The organism is Sphingopyxis sp. SCN 67-31 (genome assembly GCF_001725095.1).
On record NZ_MEFH01000054.1, the window covers coordinates 46,390 to 67,059 of the forward strand.

Below are 20,670 nucleotides of genomic sequence, written 5' to 3' on the forward strand. Positions count from 1 at the left end.
GATGACCAGAACGATCACGGCGGTGACCGCCGCTCTCCTGTTTTCGATCGCCGCGGGCGGTGCGCCCGCGCTCGCCGCGGATGCCGGTGCGCCCGAGATGACGGCGCCGCCGCAGACCGTGCCCGACATTCTCTCGTCGAAGCAGAAGGCCTTCTACAAGCAGGTTCTCGCCGCGATCCGCGGCCAGCGCTGGGCGGAGGCGAAGACGCTGCTCGACGGGGCCGACCAGGACGCGAAGGGCGCTCCGCTCAGCGATTTCCTACGCGCCGAACTGCTGCTCGCGGCGGGCAGTCCGCGCGCTGAGGTCGCCGACATCATGCCGCTGCTCGCACGAGCGCCATGGCTCCCGCAAGCCGACCGGCTCGGCCGTCTGGCGGCCAAGCGCGGCGCCACCGACCTGCCGACACTGCCGCCGCAGACGCGTCTCGCCTGGGCAGGCAGCGCGCCGCGACGCGTCGGCGCCGATTCGGTCAACGACCCGGTGGCCGCCAGCCTCGCGCGCACCATTCCCGACCGGATCAAGAATGACGACCCGGCGGGGGCCGAGGCGTTGCTCAACGCGGTGATCGACCAGCTTTCGCCCGACGCGCGCGCCGAATGGACGCAAAAGGTCGCCTGGTCCTATTATATCGAGAATGACGACGCGAACGCGCTGCGCCTCGCCCTGTCCTGCGCCTCGGGCCACAATGGCTGGGCGACGCAGGGCGCCTGGGTGCAGGGTCTGGCGGCATGGCGACTGCGCGACTATCGCACCGCGCTCGTCGCCTTCGATCGGGTCGGCCGCGAAGCGCCCGACAGCGAACTGCGCGCCGCCGGCTATTACTGGGCCGCGCGCGCGGCGATCGCCAGCGGCGAGCCGGCGTCGGTGCAGCAGCGCCTGCGCGCCGCCGCAGCCAACGAAGAAACGCTCTACGGCCTGCTCGCCGCCGAAACGCTGGGTATCGAAACGGGAAGCCAGCGCGAGAATGTCCGCGCCGACCGCAGCGCATGGCGCGCGCTGGAGGATCTGCCCAACGTCCGCGTCGCGATGGCCTTTGCCGAGATCGACGAAGATCAATATGCCGGCGACGCGCTGAAACACCAGGCGCGCATCGGCAACCCTGGCCAGCACGGCCAGCTCATCGGCATGGCGCAGGCGCTCAGCCTGCCCGAAACCCAGCTTTATCTCGCGCACAACACTCCCGGTGGCCGCAAGCTCGCCGCCGCGTCGCGCTATCCGCAGCCCAAATGGGAGCCCAACGGCGGCTGGAAGGTCGATCCGGCTCTCGTCTTTGCGCACACCCTCCAGGAATCGCGGTTCCAGCGTGCGGTGGTGAGCCCGGCGGGCGCCTATGGCCTGATGCAGGTGCTGCCCGGCACCGCGCGCGATGTCGCGCGGTGGCGCGGCGAGGCGGTGGCGACGACCGATCTGCGCATCCCCGCGGTGAACATGGATTTCGGCCAGAGCTATCTGCAATATCTGAGCCGCGACGCATCGACCGGCGGCTTGCTGCCCAAGGTGATCGCCGCCTACAACGCCGGTCCGGCGCCGGTCGCGCGCTGGGCGACCGAAGTGCGCGACAATGGCGATCCGCTATTGTTCATGGAATCGATCCCCTATTGGGAGACGCGCGGCTATGTCGGCATCGTGCTGCGCAATTACTGGATGTACGAGGCGCAGCAAGGCAAGCCGTCGGTCAGCCGCGCCGCGCTCGCGCAGGGCCAGTGGCCGCGCTTTCCGGACGGCAAGGACCGGGTGCGCCTGACCCATGCGGCCCCGACCGGCCTCGCCAGCGCCAATTGACCGCGCCCTGAATCTCTTCGACCCGTCCCGGCTGTCGCCTTGAGACGGCAAGAATGTTCTTTCTTTGTTCTTATCCGCGCTCTATCCTGCGCCGATGGTCGCCAAGCCCCTGCCCCCGATCGCCGGTCGCGGCGCACCGGCGAATCCACGCCCGACACGCACCGGGTCGCCGGATCGCGAGGCCGACGGCGACTGGCTCGACGCGGCGGCGGAGATCGACGGCGGCGCGCCGCCGCTGCGCACGACGGTGACGGTCGAGCACCCAAAGACGATCATCGCGCGCAATAGCTCGCCCGACATCGGTTTCGACCGCTCGATCAATCCGTATCGCGGCTGCGAACATGGCTGCATCTATTGCTTCGCGCGGCCGACGCACGCCTTTCACGACCTGTCGCCGGGCCTCGACTTCGAAAGCCGCCTGTTCGCCAAGCCCGGCGCCGCGGCGCTGCTACGGCGCGAACTGGCGAAGCGCGGCTACAAGCCGGCGCCGCTGGCGATCGGGACCAACACCGACGGCTATCAACCGATCGAACGCGAATGGCGCATCACGCGACAGGTTATCGAGGTGCTCGCCGAGACCAAGCACCCGCTGCTGATCACCACCAAGTCCGACCGGCTGCTGCGTGATATCGACCTGCTCGCGCGGATGGCGCGCAACGATCTGGTCGGGGTTGCGGTGTCGGTGACGACGCTCGATCCCGCGCTCGCGCGCACGCTGGAACCGCGCGCGCCACACCCGCGGCGCAGGCTGGCCGCGATCCGGGCGCTGATCGATGCCGGCGTGCCGACGCAGGTCAACATCTCGCCGATCATCCCGGCGATCACCGACCCGGAGATCGAGGCGATCATGGCCGCGGCGGCCGACGCGGGTGCGATCCGCGCCTCCTACATCCTGCTCCGCCTGCCGTTCGAGGTCGCGCCGCTGTTTCGCGCCTGGCTGGGCGCCCATTACCCCGACCGCGCCGACAAGGTCATGCATATCGTGCAGGACATCCGGGGCGGGCGCGACAATGATCCTGATTTCTTCAGCCGGATGAAGGGACGCGGCGTCTGGGCGCAACTTATCCGCACGCGAGTTCGGCGCGCCGCCCGCGCGCACGGACTGGACGGGGGCTTCCCGCCGATCCGCTGCGATCTGTTCAGACCGCCGGAAAGGGACGGTCAGATGGAGCTTTTCTAGATTCTAGTAACCTTGGATCGATGCGCTTCGTCATTGCGAGCGGAGCGAAGCAATCCAGGGCGGTTTGTGCCTGCTCTGGATTGCCGCACGGCTTCGCCGCTCGCAATGACGATCATCCTGTTCCAGTCTGGCCCGACCTACGCCTCCGCTAGCGACTTCAGCTTGTAATCCTTGTAATCGTCGCGGAGCTGGCGCTTCAACAGCTTGCCCGTCGCGGTGTGCGGCAGTTCGTCGACGAAGACGATCTCGTCGGGCAGCCACCATTTGGCGACCTTGTCCTGCAGATGATCGATGATGCTCGCCTCGCTCACCTCGGCGCCGGGCTTCTTCACGATCAGCAGGATCGGCCGCTCGTCCCACTTGGGATGGAAGACGCCGACCGCCGCAGCTTCCTGCACGCCCGGCGCGCCCACCGCCGCGTTTTCGAGCTCGATCGAACTGATCCATTCGCCACCCGACTTGATGACGTCCTTCGCACGGTCGGTGATCTGCATGACCCCATCGGGGTGCAGCACCGACACGTCGCCGGTGTCGAACCAGCCGTCCGCATCGGCGGCATCCTCCTCCGCCTTGAAATAGCGCTGGATGATCCACGGTCCACGGCACTGCAGCCGGCCACTCGTCTTGCCGTCGCGCGGCAGGACATGGCCTTCGTCGTCGACGATGCGCAGTTCGACGCCGAACGGCGGGCAGCCCTGGCGGCAGATGACGTCGACCTGTTCGTCGAAGCTCATGCTGTCCCAGTTCCACGGGCGCCGGCCCATCGTCCCGATCGGGCTGGTTTCGGTCATGCCCCAGGCGTGCCCGACATAGACGCCCGCTTTCATGAACCGCTCGATCATCGCGCGCGGCGCCGCCGAGCCGCCGATCGTGACATGCTGAAGCGCCCCGTAACCGATGCCGGTCGCGTCCATGTGCGCGAACATCGCGAGCCACACGGTCGGAACACCCGCGCTGTGCGTGACTCCCTCGGCGTGCATTAGGTCGCACAGCACCTGCGCATCGTTGGTCGCCGAAAAGACCATTTTCGCCCCCACCGTCGCGGCGGCGAAGGGCACGCCCCAGCTGTTTGCGTGGAACATCGGCACGATCGGCAGGATGACGCTGCGGTTCGACAGGTTGAAAGCGTCGGGCTGAATTTCAGTGATCGCGTGGATGACGTTCGAGCGGTGTTCGTAAAGCACGCCCTTGGGATTGCCCGTCGTCCCGCTGGTGTAACAAAGCCCGACCGGATCGCGCTCGTCGAGGGCGACCCATTCGAAATCGGCATCCTCGGCCTCCACCAGATCGCGATAGGACAGATAGCCGTCCCGCGCCGGCGCGTCGAACAGCACGAAATGTTCGACCGTGCGGAACTGCGGCCGCAGACGCTCGACGATCGGCAGGAACGCCGCGTCGAAGAACAGCACGCGATCCTCGGCGTGGTTGACGATATAGACGAGTTGCTCGTCGAAAAGCCGCGGATTGACCGTGTGGAGCACCCCGCCCATTCCCGCAGAGCCGTACCAGCTCACCAGATGATGCCCATGGTTCATCGCCAGCGTCGCGATGCGGTCGCCTTTTTTCATGCCGAGCCGGGTCAGCGCGGCGGCAAAGCGGCGCGCGTCGCGTCCCACTTCTCCCCATGTCGATCGCGTCATGCTGCCATCCGCCCAGCGCGTGACGATCTCCCGCGTCGCATGTTCGCGCGCGGCGTGGTCGATCAGGCTCGTGACGAGTAACGGCTGGCCCTGCATTCCCATCTTCGGCACCCCTCCAGATTATTTGTCCCAGCGATAGGGCGTGACGCGCACTCGATGCAAGGCCTCACGCACCGACGGGGCGCGCGTTCGACGGGAATCAGCTACTGTAAAAGGCGCAATTGGGGCGTTAGTCGCAATTTTATTACAAAACCGCCTGCCTGCTGTTCGCTTCCAGCTTAGCGGCGCGGCCCCTACGCTACCGCACCCGGAACTCGCGCGGCGCGACGAGCGACAGCGCCGCGTCGCTTACGCCCGCGATCATTTCGAGCCGCGAGACGACGTCGGGTCCCAGCGCGAACCCGCGGCCGAGTTCGACGCGAACATCGCGTTCGGTCAACGGATCGCGGGTATCGATGACGACCCGGCCGCGCGCATCGTCGCGGCGTTCGAGCAGTGCCGCCATCTCGGCCATCGCCTCGGCCAGTTCGACGCGGCAGGTCAGTTGCAAGGCGGCTGTCGCCGCGATGTCGGTGAGCGACTGCGCGCCGCGCACCGTCACGCGCGGCGTCTCCTCGCCCTCCAGCAGGTCGAGCTCGACCGACAGCAGCGCGCAGCCTCCTTCCGCTGCGAGCGCTTCCAGCACCTTGCCCGCGCCCTCGTCGAAGCAACTCGACTGGAACTGGCCGCTTCGGTCGGAGAGTGTCAGGTTGAGGAAGCGGTTGCCGCGCTGCGACACGCGCGCGCGCGCGTTTTCAACCATCGCCGCCATCGTCATCGGGATGCGCGTGCCCGGCGTCATTTCGACATTGTCGCAGATGTCGCCATAGGTACGCACGCCGCGCGCGGCGAGGATCGCTTCATATTGCTCGACCGGATGGGCCGAGAAATAGAAGCCGAACGCCTCCTTCTCGCGCGTCATCCGCTCCCCGAGCGTCCATGGCTCGGCCGCGGGAAGCTGCAGCACGGGCGCAAGATCGACATCGCCGCCGAACAGCCCGCCCTGCCCGGTCGATCGCTCGTGCGCCGAGCTGTTCGCGCAGCCGAGCAGCGCTTCGGCCCCGGCATAGGCGCGCGGGCGGTCGGGCTCGACGCAGTCGAACGCGCCCGCCCCCGCCAGCGCCTCGATCTGGCGCCGGTTGAGTTGCTTGGGATCGATACGCCCCGCGAAATCGTCGAGGCTGGCGAAATCGCCCTTGGCGCGGCGTTCGGCGACCAGCGCCTCCATCGCCTTTTCGCCGACGCCCTTGAGCGCGCCGAGCGCATAGCGCACCGCGAGCCCGTCCTCCGTGCGGCCGACCGAAAAATCCGCCTCGCTCTCGTTGATCGACGGCGGCGCGATCGCGATGTCGAGCCGGCGCATGTCGTCGATGAACACCGACAATTTGTCGGTCTGGTGACTGTCGAACGACATCGAGGCGGCAAAGAATTCGTGCGGGTGATGCGCCTTCAGCCAGGCCGTCTGATAGGAGAGCAGCGCATAGGCCGCGGCATGGCTCTTGTTGAAGCCATAGCCGGCGAACTTGTCGATCAAGTCGAACAACTCGTTCGCGGTCTTGGCGTCGATGCCGTTATGCTCGCCGCAGCCCTTGACGAAGGTCTCGCGCTGCGCGTCCATCTCGGCCTTGATCTTCTTGCCCATCGCGCGGCGCAGCAAGTCAGCGCCGCCGAGGCTGTAGCCGGCCAATATCTGCGCCGCCTGCATCACCTGTTCCTGATAGACGAAGATGCCATAGGTTTCGGCGAGGATGCCCTCGAGCAGCGGGTGCGGATAGGCGATCGCCTCGCGCCCGTTCTTGCGCGCGCCGAACAGCGGAATATTGTCCATCGGTCCCGGCCGATAGAGCGCGACGAGCGCGATGATGTCACCGAAATTGGTCGGCTTCACCGCCGACAGCGTCCGCCGCATCCCTTCGGATTCGAGCTGGAACACCCCGACCGTGTCGCCGCGCTGGAGCAGTTCGTAGACCCTCGGATCGTCCCACGCGAGCTGATCGAGATCGACGTCGACCCCGCGCAGCGCGAGCAGCCGCCGCGCCTCCTTCAGCACCGACAGCGTCTTGAGGCCGAGGAAGTCGAACTTCACCAGCCCCGCGGTCTCGACATATTTCATGTCGAACTGCGTCACCGGCATGTCCGAGCGCGGGTCGCGATAGAGCGGGACGAGCTGGTCGAGCGGCCGGTCGCCGATCACCACGCCCGCGGCATGAGTCGAGCTGTGACGCGGCAGGCCTTCCAATTGGCGCGCCATGTCGAACAGGCGGCGGACACCATCGTCCTGCTTATATTCGGTCATCAACTCGGACACGCCGTTCAGCGCGCGTTCGAGCGTCCAGGGATCGGTCGGATGGTTGGGAACCAGCTTCGCCAGCCGGTCGACCTGGCCATAGCTCATCTGGAGGACGCGGCCGGTATCCTTGAGCACCGCGCGCGCCTTCAGCTTTCCGAAGGTGATAATCTGCGCGACCGTGTCACGGCCGTATTTCTCCTGCACGTAGCGGATCACCTCGCCGCGCCGCGTTTCGCAGAAGTCGATGTCGAAGTCGGGCATCGACACGCGCTCGGGATTGAGAAAGCGTTCGAACAGCAGCCCGAGCTTGAGCGGGTCGAGGTCGGTGATGGTCAGCGACCAGGCGACGAGGCTGCCCGCCCCCGAACCGCGACCCGGCCCGACCGGGATATCGTGCGCCTTCGCCCATTTGATGAAGTCGGCGACGATCAGGAAGTAACCGGGGAATCCCATCTGGGTGATGACGCCGACCTCGAAATCGAGCCGCGCGACATAGGCATTGCGTTCTTCCTCGCTGAGGTCAGGATAGAGCGCCAGCCGCGCCTCAAGCCCGGCATGCGCATCGCGCGCCAGTTGCGCCGCCTCGCCCTCGCGGTCACCGGCGAGGCTGGGCAGGATCGGCTTGCGTTTCGGCGCCATGAAGGCGCAGCGCTGCGCGACGACGAGTGTGTTGCGGATCGCCTCGGGCAGATCGGAGAAGGCATCCTCCATCGCTTCGGCGGGCTTCAGCCACGCCTCGGGGCTCGACACCCGGCGGTCTTCGCTTTCGACATAGGCCGATTGCGCGATGCACAGCATCGCGTCGTGCGCCGCGTGGAATTGCGGCTCGACGAAATTGGCGGGGTTGGTCGCGACGAGAGGCAGCGCGCGCGCATAGGCCATGTCGATCAGCGCATTTTCGGCCGCGATCTCGACTGCCTCCCCCCGGCGCGACAGTTCGATATAGAGGCGCCCGCCGAACAACGCTTCGAGCTGTTCGACATAGGCCTCCGCCGCGCTCGCCTGTTCATCGGCGAGCAGGCGTGCGAGCGCCCCCTCACCGCCGCCGGTCAGGCAGATCAGCCCGTCGGTCTTTCCCGCGAGTGCCGACAGCGCAACGTGCGGATCCTGCTCGATCGGCCGGTCGAGATGCGCCGCCGAAACGAGCGCGCAGAGATTGTCGTAGCCCATATCGTCCTGCGCATAGAGCGCGAGCCAGTCGATCAGCGGCGCGCCATTAGGCAGGCGCTGCCCCGGCCGCGCGACCGACAGGAAGGTGCCGACGATCGGTTGTACCCCCGCCGCCTTGCATGCGTCGCCGAACGCCATAACCCCGTAAAGCCCGTTGCGGTCGGCGATCGCGATCGCCGGGAACCCGCGCTCGCGCGCGGCCTTCGCAATGGCTTTCGGGTCGATCGCCCCCTCCAGCATGGTGAAACTGGAAAAGACGCGCAGAGGGACGAGGGGGCTGTAGGCCATGCGAGCGACGCTAATGCGCCCGAGGCGATTCGACCATGGCCGGTTTCACAAAATCGTCGAGTGGAGCGCCACGCCCGAAGAAGTGAGGCCCGTCACCGCAGCGGGCGCACCATGTGAACCGCGATGATCTCACCGTGCCGGGTTTCCTTCTCGAATCGGTAGCCCAGCCGCTCGTAAAGGGCGATATTCTCCGCCATCAGCTTGTTGGTGTAGAGCCGCGTCGCGCGCAGCCCTGCCTCGGCCGCCAGGGTTTCGGCATGGCGCATCAGGCGGGTGCCGAGGCCGTGACCCTGATGGCCCGGTTCGATCGCCACATTGACGATCAGCAATTCGTCCGCCTGCGGCACCGTTTCGACAAGCCCCGCAAGCGTGCCGTCGCGATAGAGGCAGTCGAAACGATGGTCGCGGATCGCGGCGTCATAATCGGCGGTCATGGGACGCGGCTTGACGGGCGTGACGCCAATCCATTTCGCATAGGCCCGCAACGTCAGGCCGCGAATTTCCTCGACCTGGTCGGGCCGGGCCCGACGAATCACCGTGCCGCCGGTCACGCTCCCAGCAACGCCTCGATTTCCTCGCGCAGCAATTCCGGCCGCGTGGTCGGGGCGTGGCGCGACACCACATTGCCCTCGCGATCCACCAGGAACTTGGTGAAATTCCACTTGATCCCGCTTCCGAGCAGGCCGGTCTTCTCGTCCTTCAGATGCTTGAAGATCGGGTCGGCGCCCGACCCGTTGACGTCGATCTTCGCCATCACCGGAAAGCTCACGTCATAGGTGAGCGAACAGAAATTGGCGATTTCGTCGGCGTCGCCCGGCTCCTGCGCGCCGAACTGGTTGCAGGGAAAGGCCAGCACCTCGAACCCGCGATCCTTGTAATCGCGGTAAAGCGCCTCCAACTCCTTATATTGCGGGGTAAAGCCGCATTTCGACGCGGTGTTGACGATCAGCAGCACCTTGCCGCGATAATCGGCCATCGGTTTCGTCCCGCCGTCCGGCAGCGGCGCCGAAAGATCGTAGAGCGTCATTCGCCTTCTCCCTTTTTCACCCCCTTCCGCCTGCGGGAGGGGCAGTGAGAGTTGCGAGCTTGCTCGCTACTCGCAACGGGGTGGGCAGAACCATGCCGTCGTTAGCCCACCCCGCTGCGACTAGGCCCGACTGCGCCGGACCAAGTCTCGCTGCCCCTCCCGCAAGCGGGAGCGGAGGTGTCTGCCTACGCCTCGATATGCCCTTCGTGCAAGCGCAGCACGCGGTCCATCTTCGCCGCCAGCCGCTCGTTGTGCGTCGCGACCAGCGCCGCAGAGCCATGGTCGCGCACCAGCCCCACGAACTGCTCGAACACCCGGTCGGCGGTCGCCTCGTCGAGGTTGCCCGTCGGCTCGTCAGCAAGCACCAGCAGCGGCCGGTTCGCCAGCGCGCGCGCCACGGCGACGCGCTGCTGCTCGCCGCCCGACAGCTTGCTCGGCTTATGATGCAGCCGCTCGGCGAGCCCGAGCCGGGCGAGGAGGTCGGCGGCCCGGCCCTCCGCTTCGGCCTGGTCGGCGCCGCGGATCAACTGCGGCAGCACGACATTCTCGAGTGCGGTGAAATCGGGCAGCAGATGGTGGAATTGATAGACGAAGCCGATCTTCTCGCGCCGCGTCTTTGTCCGCTGCCCCTGATCGAAGCGCGTGACGTCCTCGCCGTCGATGCGGATCGTTCCCTCGAAGCCGCCTTCGAGCAGGCCCACGGCCTGCAGCATCGTCGACTTGCCCGATCCCGAAGGGCCGAGCAGCGCGACGATCTCGCCGCGGCGCAGGCTGGCGTCGACCCCGCGCAGCACGTCGATCGTCACCTCGCCTTGCGTGAAGCTGCGCCGCAGGCCGATCAGTTCCAGCGCCAGATCATTCATAGCGCAGCACCTGCACGGGGTCGGTGTTCGCCGCCTTGAACGCCGGATAGAGCGTCGCGAGGAAGCTGAACAGGATCGCCATCACCGCGATGCCGGCAATTTCGAACGGATCGGGCTTCGACGGCAGTTCGGCGAGGAAGCGGATCGACGGGTCCCACAGCGGCTGGCCGGTGACGAACTCGGCGCCGCGCAGGACGCCCTGGCGGAAATAGAGCAGGCTGAACCCCAGCGCCATGCCGAACAGGGTCCCGGCGATGCCGATCGACAGGCCGATCGCCATGAAGATGCGCAGCACCGCGTCGCGCGGCGCTCCCATCGTGCGCAATATCGCCATGTCGCGCGTCTTGGCGCGCACCAGCATGATCAGCGAGGAGACGATGTTGAACGCGGCGACCAGCACGATCAGCGACAGGATGACGAACATCGCGACGCGCTCGACCGACAGCGCCTCGAACAGCGCGCTGTTCATCGACCGCCAGTCGGAAATGACCGCCTTCGCCGCCACCTTCTCGGCAAGCGGCTGAAGGATCGGGCCGACCTTGTCGGGATCGGTCACCTTGACCTCGATCATCCCGACCTGGTCGCCGGTGAGGAGCAGCAACTGCGCATCCTCCATCGGCATCACGACATAGGCCTTGTCGAAATCATAGACGCCGATCTCGAAGATGGCGGAGACGCGATAGCCGATTTCGCGCGGGACGGTGCCGAAGGGCGTCGAACGGCCCGCCGGGTTGATGATCGTGATGTTCGACCCCACGGTGGCGCCGAGATTCTTTGCCAGTTCGCTGCCGATCGCGACATTGCCTGATCCCGGCGTCAGTGTATCCAGGCTGCCTTGCAACACCTTGCCGCCCAGCGTCTCGTTGCGACGGATGTCGGGGACGGTCATCCCGCGCACCAGCACGCCTTCGACGCGGCCGCCGAAGGTGGTGAGCAAGGGCTGCTCGATCAGCGGCGTCGCGGAAACGACGCCGGGCGTGGCTTTCGCCTGCTTGAGCACGCCCTGCCAGTCGTCGAGCCGCCCACCGAATCCCTGCACTACCGCATGGCCGTTGAGCCCGACGATCTTGTCGAACAGGTCGGCGCGCACGCCGTTCATCACGCTCATCACGATGACGAGCGCCGCGACGCCCAGCGTCACCGCGACGAAACTGAACGCCGCGGCGACGAAAATGAAGCCTTCGCCGCGTTGCGGGAGCATGTAGCGCTTGAAGATGGCACGCTCGTAAGGACGCAGGATCATCGGAAAACCGGCCTTCTGGAGCGCAAGGGAAGGTCATGCATGCCGCTGCTTTACGGGCGCCTCCGCCCGCTGGCAATGGGCGGTGACCGCCGTTCATTTGCGAATCATTCGCATAATCTGTTGCCCATCCGCCACAGCCGCGGGCAAAAGCGGCGATCCGCGCGTGCCAGAGGGTGACAAAGCGCCATCGTCGCCCTAGCCCGATGACTTCTGGTTCAACGCGGCCAAAGGCCCGGCTCCAGGGAGTGCAGATCCTTCGCCGGTCTGCGCACAAGGGGGATGGCGACGTTCGTCACTGGCGCCCGGGTCTCGATAGAGGCCCGGGCGTTGTGATTCGGGTCGCGGACAAGCGAAGTCCGGACACGAATGGAAGCCGGGGCAAGCCGGCACCTCCCCTGCCGCTTGCGGGAGGGGCTGGGGGTGGGCAGCCACGCCGCAACGGCCCACCCCGCTGCGACTGACGAACAAGTTCGCAAGTCTCGCTGCCCCTCCCGCCTGCGGGAGGGGAGATAGGTTCCGCTGCCGCGCGCCGCTCCTACCCCTCGCTCTCGCTGATATCCTCCAGCATGTCGGGGTCGAGCACGCGCACGCGGCCCTGCTCAAGCGAAATGATCCCCGATTCCTCCCAGCTTCTCAGCTGGCGGTTGATATGTTCGCGGCTCATCCCCGCGAAATTGCCGAGTTCGGTCTGCGACAGCTCGAGGCGCTGCGCGGCGTCGCCCGCGTCCTTGCGGATCAGGCGCTTCAGGTAGCGCGCGAGCCGCGGTCCCGAGGCATAGGCACGGTCGCTTTCGATCGTCTGGTCGGCAGTGCGTAGCCGCCGCGCCAGCTGGTGCATCAGCGACCATGCGAAATCGGGGTGGCTGGTCACGAAATCGCGCATCGCGTTGCGCCCGAGCTGGAGCGCGCTGCCGGCGCTCGTCGCCGTCACCGACGCGGTCCGTTCGCCGCCGTCGAGCAGCGCGATCTCGCCCAGCACCGCGCCCGGTTCGGCATAGGCCAGCACGATCTCGCGCCCGTTCGGGGTCAGCATCGATACGCGCGCGCTGCCCTCGGTCAGGATCAACAGGCTGTCGCCCGCCTCGCCCTGCGCCAGCAATTCCTTGCCCTTGGCGAAGTGCATGTGGACCGCGCGGCCGGCGATGTCGGCCCAATCCTGAAGCGTCAGGCCGGAAAAAATGGAGTCGGGGCCTTGGAGTTCGGCAAGTTTCGCGTGATCCATGGCCTGTACGTCCTTCCAGTTGCCCCACTCCGGCGCGTCAGACCAGTCGGCTCTGCTTCACCGCCGCTTCGATGAAGCCTTTGAACAGCGGATGCGGATCGAAGGGCTTCGACTTGAGCTCCGGATGGAACTGCACCCCGATGAACCACGGATGGTCCGGCCGCTCGACGATTTCGGGCAGCATGCCATCGGGCGACAGCCCTGAAAAGACCAGCCCGCCCTTTTCGAGCGGCTCGCGATAGGCGCCGTTCACCTCGTAGCGGTGGCGGTGCCGTTCGCTGATCGTGTCGGCGCCATAGATGCTGGCGACATGGCTGTTCGGCGACAGCTTCGCCTCATAGGCGCCGAGGCGCATCGTCCCGCCCATGTCGGTATCGGCACCGCGCTTCTGAAGCCCCTCGGCGCCCATCCATTCGGTGATCAGCCCGACGACGGGTTCGTCGGTCGGGCCGAACTCGGTGCTCGAAGCCCTGGCGATGCCGCTGGTGTTCCGCGCCCCCTCGATGCACGCCATCTGCATGCCGAGGCAGATGCCGAAGAAGGGCACGCCGCGTTCGCGCGCGAAACGCACGCTCGCGATCTTGCCTTCCGACCCGCGCTCGCCGAAACCGCCGGGAACGAGGATGCCGTGCATCGGCTCCAGCTTGGCGGCGAGGTCGGCCTCGCCGTCCTCGAACATCTCGGCGTCGAGCCAGCGGATATTGACCTTGACCCGGTTGGCGAGGCCGCCGTGGGTCAGCGCCTCGTTGAGCGACTTGTAGGCGTCGGGCAGCGAGACATATTTGCCGACGACGCCGATCGTCACCTCGCCCTCGGGGCTCCGCTTGCGGTCCATGATGTCGTACCAGCGGGTCAGGTCGGGGTCGGGCGCATCGGCGATGCCGAAGGCGCGCAGCACCTCGCTGTCGAGCCCCTCGCCATGATATTGCACCGGCACCGAATAGATGGAGTCGGCGTCGAGCGCCGGGATCACCGCTTCCTTCCGCACGTTGCAGAATTGCGCGATCTTGGCGCGCTCGCTGTCGGGCAGCGGCTTTTCGCAGCGGCACAGCAGGATGTCGGGCTGCACCCCCAGCGAGGCGAGTTCGCGCACGCTGTGCTGCGTCGGCTTGGTCTTCAGCTCCCCCGCCGCGGCGATATAGGGGACCAGCGTGACGTGGACCGAAACCGTATTCTCGCGCCCGACGTCGTTGCGAAGCTGGCGGATCGCCTCGATGAAGGGCAGCGATTCGATGTCGCCGACGGTGCCGCCGATCTCGCACAGCACGAAATCGAGGTCGTCGGTCTCGGCGCGGGCAAAGGCCTTGATCGCGTCGGTGACGTGCGGGATCACTTGCACCGTGGCGCCCAGATAGTCGCCGCGCCGTTCCTTGGCGATGATGTCCTGATAGATGCGGCCGGAGGTGACATTGTCGCTCTGCCGCGCCGCGACGCCGGTGAAGCGCTCGTAATGGCCGAGGTCGAGGTCGGTCTCCGCCCCGTCGTCGGTCACATAGACCTCGCCGTGCTGATAGGGCGACATCGTGCCCGGATCGACGTTCAGATAGGGGTCGAACTTGCGAATGCGGACGCGATAGCCCCGCGCCTGCAACAAAGCCGCGAGACTAGCCGCCATCAAACCTTTGCCAAGGGAGGAGACCACGCCGCCGGTGATGAAAATGAACCGCGCCATGGGAGGAAAGACTTACTCAACAGGAGGGGGACGGCGCAAGCCGCCGAATCGGTCGCCGCGGAAATATTTTCCGCGACGCGGGGTGGACAGGGCCGAAGCCGCTTATTTCTTGGCGGGCGGCGTCTGCGCCGGGGCGGCGTCCTGGCTTGCCGCGGCAGCGGCCGCCGCCAGCGGATCGTCGCTCGCCGGGGCGGCCGGAGCCGCCTGGGCGGGGGCTTCGGGTGCCGGGCCGGTCATCGACGGCGCCGCCGTGCCGCTCGATGGCTGCGCGGTCTTCGACAGCGAGGTATCGATCGTCGAGCCGTCGCGACCGACCGAGGCCATCGCCGCAAGCAGGATCGACAGACCGACGAACAGCGTCGCGAGGATCGTCGTCAGTCGGGTCAGGAAATCCGCCGCGCCGCGCGCCGAGAGCAGACCCGCCGGACTGCCGCCGACGCCCAATCCGCCACCTTCCGACTTCTGCATCAGGATGACGCCGATCATCGTGGCCGCGATCACGGCCTGGACGACCAGCAGGAAGGTAAAGAGGCTCGACATCGACGATTCCCGAAAGCTCGCGCGGCCCCCAAACGGACCGCGCCCGCGGCGCACATAGAGACGAAGCCGCGTCGCTTCAAGCCATACGTCGCCGCCGCGGGGCCGCAGCGGCGATCGCGATCACCCCAACTGCGCCGCCGCCGCGACGATCGGCAGGAACTTGGTGGCGGTCAGGCTCGCCCCGCCGACCAGCGCGCCGTCGACGTCGCCCGCATCCAGCAGTTCGGCGGCGTTGTCGCCGTTCACCGACCCGCCATAGAGAAGACGCATCGCCTCCGCCGCCGCCGGACCGGACAGTTCGCCCAGCCTGGCGCGAATCGCGCCGTGCATCGCCGCAACATCGGCGACGGTCGGCACCAGCCCGGTGCCGATCGCCCAGATCGGCTCATAGGCGATGGCGAGGCGCGCGGGATCGAAGGCGGCGGGCAGCGAGCCCGCGACCTGCGCCAGCACATAGGCGATGGCGCCCCCCGATTCGCGCACGTCGCGCGGTTCGCCGACGCACAGGATAACCGACAGGCCGGCGGCGAGCGCCGCTTCGGCCTTCGCCTTCACATCGGCGTCGCTTTCGCCGAACCCTTCGCGCCGCTCGCTGTGCCCGACGATGACGAGCCGGGCACCGGCATCGGCCAGCATCGGCGCCGCGACCGACCCCGTATAGGCGCCCGCTGCGGCGGCATGGCAGTCCTGCCCGCCGACCGCCGCCCCCGGCGCCGCGTCCGCCATCGCGCCGATCAGGGTGAAGGGCGGACACAGCGCGACGTCGACCGCGGCATGATCCGCCGCGCCGGCAAAGATCGCCCGCGCCTCGTCCAGCGCCGCCTTCAGCCCGTTCATCTTCCAGTTGCCGACCACATATTTGCGCCGCGCCATTGCCTCTTTCCCTTGTTGAACCTGTGAATGGGCCTGCCCTAGCGGTGCGCGCCGGGGAAAGGAAGCCGTGCGCATGCGAAGGACGTCGGCGGATGAACCGGCAGACGAAAAGGCCCTTTCCCGCCTTGATGCCGCCCCGCCTCCCGCCTAAAGCAGCGCCAAGCCGCGCGATGCCGCGCTTCGCCGAAAGAATGCCCGCTTCATGATCACCGCCATCCGCAATCTCTTCAGCTCCGCCATCGGCAAGTTCCTCGCGCTCGCCTTCGTCGTCGTCGTCGGTCTCGCCTTCGCGCTCAGCGACGTGACCGGCAGCGGCACCTTCGGCGGCATCGGCGGCGCCAACGTCGCGCAGGTCGGCGACACCGAGATCGGCGTCGGCGAGCTACGCGACCGCGTCCGCCTCGCCTATAATCAGGCGCGGCAGGATCAGCCGGGGATGACGATGGCGTCCTTCGTCGAATCGGGCGGACTCGATCAGGTGCTGAACCAGCTGATCGAGGGCGCCGCCTTCGAACAGTTCGCGGCCAAGCTGGGGTTCGGCACCAGCAAGCGGCTGGTCGACGGACGCATCGCCGACCTGCCCGTCTTCGCGGGCGTGTCGGGCAAGTTCGACCAGACGCGTTTCCAGGCCTTCCTGCGCGAAAACGGCATCAGCGAGGCACAGCTTCGCCGCGACCTGCGCCAGCAGCTCTTCGTCGAACAGCTCGCCGCGCCGATCGGCACCGTCGCCCGTCTCGCGCCGGGCATGGCGCAGCCCTATGCGGCGCTGTTGCTAGAGGCGCGCCGCGGCGACGCGACCTTCATCCCGTCGAGCGCCTTTGCGCCAAAGACCGATCCGGGCGACGACGCGCTGCGCAAATATCTGGCGCAGAACAAGACCAAATTCACGGTGCCCGAACGCCGCGTGCTGCAATATGCGCTGTTCGATCGCGCGTCCGCGCCGGTTCCGGAGGTCGCGGCCGACGAAGTCGCCGCCTATTACAAGGCGAATGCGGCGCGCTTCTCCGCGAGCGAGACCCGTCGCTTCGCGCAGGTGATCGCGCCCGACCAGGCGACGGCGAACGGCATCGCCACGAAGGTGCGCGGCGGCGCGACCATCCAGGCCGCGGCGCAGGCCGCCGGGCTTTCGGCCTCGACCACCGGCGCGCTCACCCGTTCGGCCTATACCGCCATGACGAGCGATACGATGGCCAAGGCCGCCTTCGCCGCCAAGCGCGGCGACCTGCTCGGCCCGACGCAGACCGGCCTCGGCTGGGCCGTCACGCGCGTCGAGGACATCATCGCCCAGCCGGCACGCACGCTGGCCGAAGCGACGCCGGAAATTCGCACCGAGCTCGAAAAGAACAAGGCGAACGAGTCGATCGTCGATTATTACAACGCCATCCAGGACGCCGTGAACGGCGGCGCCGCGATCGAGGAGGTCGCCAGCGACCGCAAGCTCAAGCTCGTCGAGACCCCGCCGCTGCTGCCGAGCGGGCGTCCGGCCGGACCGTCCGATTTCACTCTGCCGCCCGAACTGGCGCCGATGGTCGCGCAGGCCTTTCAGGGGAACGAGGGCGAGGGCCAGATCGCGACGCTCGTCGAGAACGAGAAGTTCGCGGTGTTCGCCGTCAAGTCGGTCGTCGCCGCCGCACCGCCGCCCTTTGCGCAGATTCGCGGCGACCTGCTGACCGACTGGCGCTTTGCCGAGGGGCAGAAGGTCGCGCGCGACAAGGCACGCGCGATCGCCAAGGCGGTCGAAGGCGGCAAGAGCCTGGCCGAAGCGGTACGCGCCGCCGGCCCCAATATCGGCAACGTCCAGACGATCGGCGGCCGCCGCGCCGAACTGGGCCGCGACGGTCAGGGCGTCCCGCCCGAACTCGCGCTGCTCTTTTCGATGGCGCAGGGCAGCGTGAAGACGCTCGAAATTCCAGGCAACCGCGGCTGGATGGTGATTTCGCTCGGCCATGTCGACCGCCCCGATCCCAAGCAGATCGACCCCGCGCGCGTCGCCGCCATCGCCCAGCCGCTCGGCCCGGCCTTCGGCAGCGAACTGGTCGAGCAGCTTGCCGCCGAGGCCAAGCGTCGCGTCCGGGTGAAGATCGACAAGGACCTGCTCGAACAGCTTCGCCAGGAGTTGAGCGGCACGGCAGCCGCCGTCGAATAGCGCCATGACGCTCGAAGGCCGATCCGCAGCGCTCGAAGCGCTGGCGCAGGGACGCGGCGCGGTGGTCTGGCAGCGCCAGATCGCCGACGTCGAAACGCCGGTTTCGGCGGCCCTCAAGCTGATCGAGCCGGGCCGCGGCGACTGGGTTCTCGAATCGGTCGAAAGCGGCGAGACGCGCGGCCGCTACAGCCTAATCGGCCTCGATCCCGACCTGATGTTCGAGGTGACGGGCGACGCCGCGCGGATCAACCGCGAATGGCGCCGCGACCGCGCCGCCTTTCGCCCGGTCGCGGGCGGGGCGCTCCAGGCACTGCGCGACCTCGTCGCCGAATGCCGCTTCGCGGTGCCGGAGGGACTGCCCAAGGCGCTGGCGACGCTCGTCGGCTTCTTCGCCTATGAGACGATCGGCCTCGTCGAGCGGATTCCGCGCGCGGCCGGACCGGGGCTCGGCCTGCCCGACATGATCTTCGTGCGCCCGACGACGATTCTCGTCTTCGACCGGCTCGCCGACGAACTGTTTCTGATCGCGCCGATCTGGCCCGATGCGGACGGCGCGATCGACCGGATGATCGACGACGCGCAGGAGCGGATCGAGACGATCGCCGCGCGCCTCGCCAGTGCCAGCGCGCACGGCGCGCGCGCCGAAACCCGCATCGACCCGGCCGCGATCGTCGCCACCCCCGCAACCGCGCCCGACGATTATGCGCGCATGGTGCGCGCCGCAAAGACGTATATCGGCGCCGGCGACATCTTTCAGGTCGTGCTGTCGCAAAGCTTTTCGGCGCCGTTCGACCTGCCGCCCTTCGACCTCTATCGCGCGCTGCGGCGGGTGAACCCCTCCCCCTTCCTCTATTTCCTCGACCTGCCGGGTTTCGCGCTGATCGGTTCGTCGCCCGAGATTCTCGTCCGTGTGCGCGATGGCGAGATCACGATCCGGCCGATCGCCGGCACCCGCCCGCGCGGCCGCACCAGCGCCGAGGATGCCGAGAATCGCGAATCGCTGCTCGCCGATCCCAAGGAGCGCGCCGAGCATCTGATGCTGCTCGACCTCGGCCGCAACGACGTCGGCCGCGCCGCGACCGGGGGCAGCGTGACCGTCACCGACAGCTATACGGTCGAATATTACAGCCACGTCATGCACATCGTGTCGAACGTCATCGGCCGCCTGGCGCCCGGCAAGGACGCGATCGACGCGCTGTTCGCAGGCTTTCCGGCGGGCACGGTCAGCGGCGCGCCGAAGGTCCGCGCCTGCCAGATCATCGCCGAACTCGAAACCCAGGCGCGCGGGCCCTATGCGGGCGGCGTCGGCTATTTCGCGCCCGACGGCAATATGGACAGCTGCATCGTGCTGCGCACCGCGATCGTCAAGGACGGCGTCATGCATGCGCAGGCCGGCGCGGGCATCGTCGCCGACAGCGACCCCGCCTACGAACAGCGCGAGTGCGAGGCCAAGGCGGGCGCGCTGTTCGCCGCGGCGCGCGAGGCGGTGCGGATCGCGGGAACGCCGGGTTACGGGCAATGATCGCCGCTTCTCGAAGAGGGCTTAAATCCGGCGCGCAAACGCGCTAGCGTCGCCGCCATGCTGAAATATCTCGCTCCGCTCGCCCTGCTGCTCGGCGGCATCGCCCCGACCCACGCCCAGACGGTCGAAGGTGCCGTCGAAGGCGATGCGATCCTCAAGGATTTCACCTTCGGCACGGGCGAAAAGCTGCCCGAGCTAAGGCTTCACTATACGACGCTCGGCAAGCCGCAGCGCGACGAACAGGGCCATGTCACCAACGCCGTGATGATCCTCCACGGCACCGGCGGGACCGGGAAGCAGTTCTTTCAGCCCCAGTTCGCCGACGAGCTTTTCGGCCCCGGCCAGCCGCTCGATACGAGCAGATATTATATCATCCTGCCCGACAATATCGGCCATGGCGGCTCGTCGAAGCCCAGCGACGGCCTGCGGATGAAATTTCCCCGCTACGACTATGACGACATGGTCGCCGCGCAGCACCGCATGCTCACCGAAAAGCTCGGCGTGACGAAGCTGAAGCTGATCCTCGGCACCTCGATGGGCTGCATGCACGCCTTCGTCTGGGGCGAGATGCATCCGGGTTTCGCCGAAAGGCTGGCGCCCTTCGCGTGCCTGCCTGTCGAAATTGCCGGCGTGAACCGGATGTGGCGCGCGCTGTCGATCGACGCGATCAAGGCCGATCCGCTGTGGAAGGACGGCAACTACACCGATCCGCCGCTCGCGGGCCTGCGCACCGTGGCCTCGCTCATGCTGATCGCGGGCTCCAATCCCTATGCCTTGCAGGCTCAATATCCGACGCGCGCCGCGGCGGAGGCTTACAAGGATGAGGCGTTCGCGCGCACATTCGCTCGCGGCGATGCAAATGACACGATCTACCAGCTTGATTCGTCGCGCAATTACAATCCGTGGTCGAACCTCGAAAAGATCACGGTGCCTATGCTGTGGATCAACTCCGCCGACGATTTCATCAACCAGCCCGGCTACGGGATCACCGGAAAGGCGGCGGCACGCATGCCCGGCGCGACATTCGTCCTGATCCCGGCCAGCCCCGAAACGAAGGGTCACAGCACGCACAGCTGGGCGAAATTCTGGAAAGACGACCTCGTGAAGCTGATGGCGGAGTGATCGGCCGCCGGAAAGCTTCTATCCCTTCCCCTCGCCTCTCAAAAGCGATA

At 67.3% G+C, this 20,670-nt stretch carries 15 protein-coding genes; 5 read left to right on the top strand and 10 right to left on the bottom strand.

From position 1 onward, the window contains the following. Position 1 precedes the first annotated feature (1 nt). Both ABS88_RS08415 and ABS88_RS08420 read left to right on the top strand, forming a co-directional pair. The gene (locus ABS88_RS08415; protein ID WP_076075011.1) at positions 2–1,783 is read left to right on the top strand and encodes a lytic transglycosylase domain-containing protein; all 1,782 of its coding nucleotides are present in this window, start codon (positions 2–4) and stop codon (positions 1,781–1,783) included. Positions 1,784–1,877: 94 nt separating this feature from the next. Further along, complete coding sequence (locus ABS88_RS08420; protein WP_286749621.1) at positions 1,878–2,963, top strand: PA0069 family radical SAM protein; 1,086 nt, start codon at positions 1,878–1,880, stop codon at positions 2,961–2,963. Positions 2,964–3,100: 137 nt separating this feature from the next. Here ABS88_RS08420 and ABS88_RS08425 read toward each other — a convergent pair whose 3' ends face one another. From ABS88_RS08425 to tpiA, 10 genes are all read right to left on the bottom strand, one after another. Next, positions 3,101–4,705: a long-chain fatty acid--CoA ligase gene (locus tag ABS88_RS08425; protein ID WP_076075006.1), complete on the bottom strand. Its 1,605-nt coding sequence runs from the start codon at positions 4,703–4,705 to the stop codon at positions 3,101–3,103. 196 nt (positions 4,706–4,901) lie between these two features. After that, a complete protein-coding gene (gene dnaE / locus ABS88_RS08430) occupies positions 4,902–8,390 on the bottom strand; it encodes a DNA polymerase III subunit alpha (RefSeq protein WP_076075004.1) in 3,489 nt (1,162 codons plus the stop codon). A gap of 92 nt (positions 8,391–8,482) precedes the next feature. Continuing rightward, complete coding sequence (locus tag ABS88_RS08435; RefSeq protein ID WP_234002653.1) at positions 8,483–8,926, bottom strand: GNAT family N-acetyltransferase; 444 nt, start codon at positions 8,924–8,926, stop codon at positions 8,483–8,485. 11 nt (positions 8,927–8,937) lie between these two features. Beyond that, positions 8,938–9,417, bottom strand: a complete 480-nt coding sequence (locus ABS88_RS08440) for a glutathione peroxidase (RefSeq protein WP_076075001.1) — start codon at positions 9,415–9,417, stop codon at positions 8,938–8,940. A gap of 185 nt (positions 9,418–9,602) precedes the next feature. After that, entirely contained in the window at positions 9,603–10,280 is a 678-nt protein-coding gene (locus tag ABS88_RS08445; protein WP_067106451.1) for an ABC transporter ATP-binding protein, read from the bottom strand. Next, positions 10,273–11,523, bottom strand: coding sequence for a lipoprotein-releasing ABC transporter permease subunit (locus tag ABS88_RS08450; RefSeq protein ID WP_076074999.1), 1,251 nt, complete (start codon positions 11,521–11,523; stop codon positions 10,273–10,275). Before ABS88_RS08450 ends, ABS88_RS08445 begins: the two co-directional genes overlap by 8 nt. Before the next feature lie 535 nt (positions 11,524–12,058). Then, positions 12,059–12,745, bottom strand: a complete 687-nt coding sequence (locus tag ABS88_RS08455; RefSeq protein ID WP_067106455.1) for a Crp/Fnr family transcriptional regulator — start codon at positions 12,743–12,745, stop codon at positions 12,059–12,061. A 37-nt stretch (positions 12,746–12,782) separates the two neighbouring features. Beyond that, positions 12,783–14,417, bottom strand: a complete 1,635-nt coding sequence (pyrG, locus tag ABS88_RS08460; protein ID WP_076074998.1) for a CTP synthase — start codon at positions 14,415–14,417, stop codon at positions 12,783–12,785. Positions 14,418–14,519: 102 nt separating this feature from the next. Then, complete coding sequence (gene secG / locus ABS88_RS08465; RefSeq protein ID WP_076077762.1) at positions 14,520–14,957, bottom strand: preprotein translocase subunit SecG; 438 nt, start codon at positions 14,955–14,957, stop codon at positions 14,520–14,522. 120 nt (positions 14,958–15,077) lie between these two features. Then, positions 15,078–15,830, bottom strand: a complete 753-nt coding sequence (gene tpiA, locus ABS88_RS08470; RefSeq protein ID WP_076074996.1) for a triose-phosphate isomerase — start codon at positions 15,828–15,830, stop codon at positions 15,078–15,080. A 202-nt stretch (positions 15,831–16,032) separates the two neighbouring features. On the opposite strand from tpiA, the gene ABS88_RS08475 reads away from it, so the two are divergent. From ABS88_RS08475 to ABS88_RS08485, 3 genes are read left to right on the top strand one after another with little or no spacing between them, the layout of a single operon-like run. Further along, complete coding sequence (locus tag ABS88_RS08475; protein WP_076074994.1) at positions 16,033–17,976, top strand: peptidylprolyl isomerase; 1,944 nt, start codon at positions 16,033–16,035, stop codon at positions 17,974–17,976. A gap of 4 nt (positions 17,977–17,980) precedes the next feature. Beyond that, positions 17,981–19,498 carry an anthranilate synthase component I gene (trpE, locus tag ABS88_RS08480; protein WP_076074993.1) on the top strand — a complete coding sequence of 506 codons (1,518 nt, stop codon included), beginning with the start codon at positions 17,981–17,983 and terminating at the stop codon, positions 19,496–19,498. Between the two features lie 57 nt (positions 19,499–19,555). After that, the gene (locus tag ABS88_RS08485; protein WP_076074991.1) at positions 19,556–20,620 is read left to right on the top strand and encodes an alpha/beta fold hydrolase; all 1,065 of its coding nucleotides are present in this window, start codon (positions 19,556–19,558) and stop codon (positions 20,618–20,620) included. The last annotated feature ends 50 nt before the right edge of the window (positions 20,621–20,670 follow it).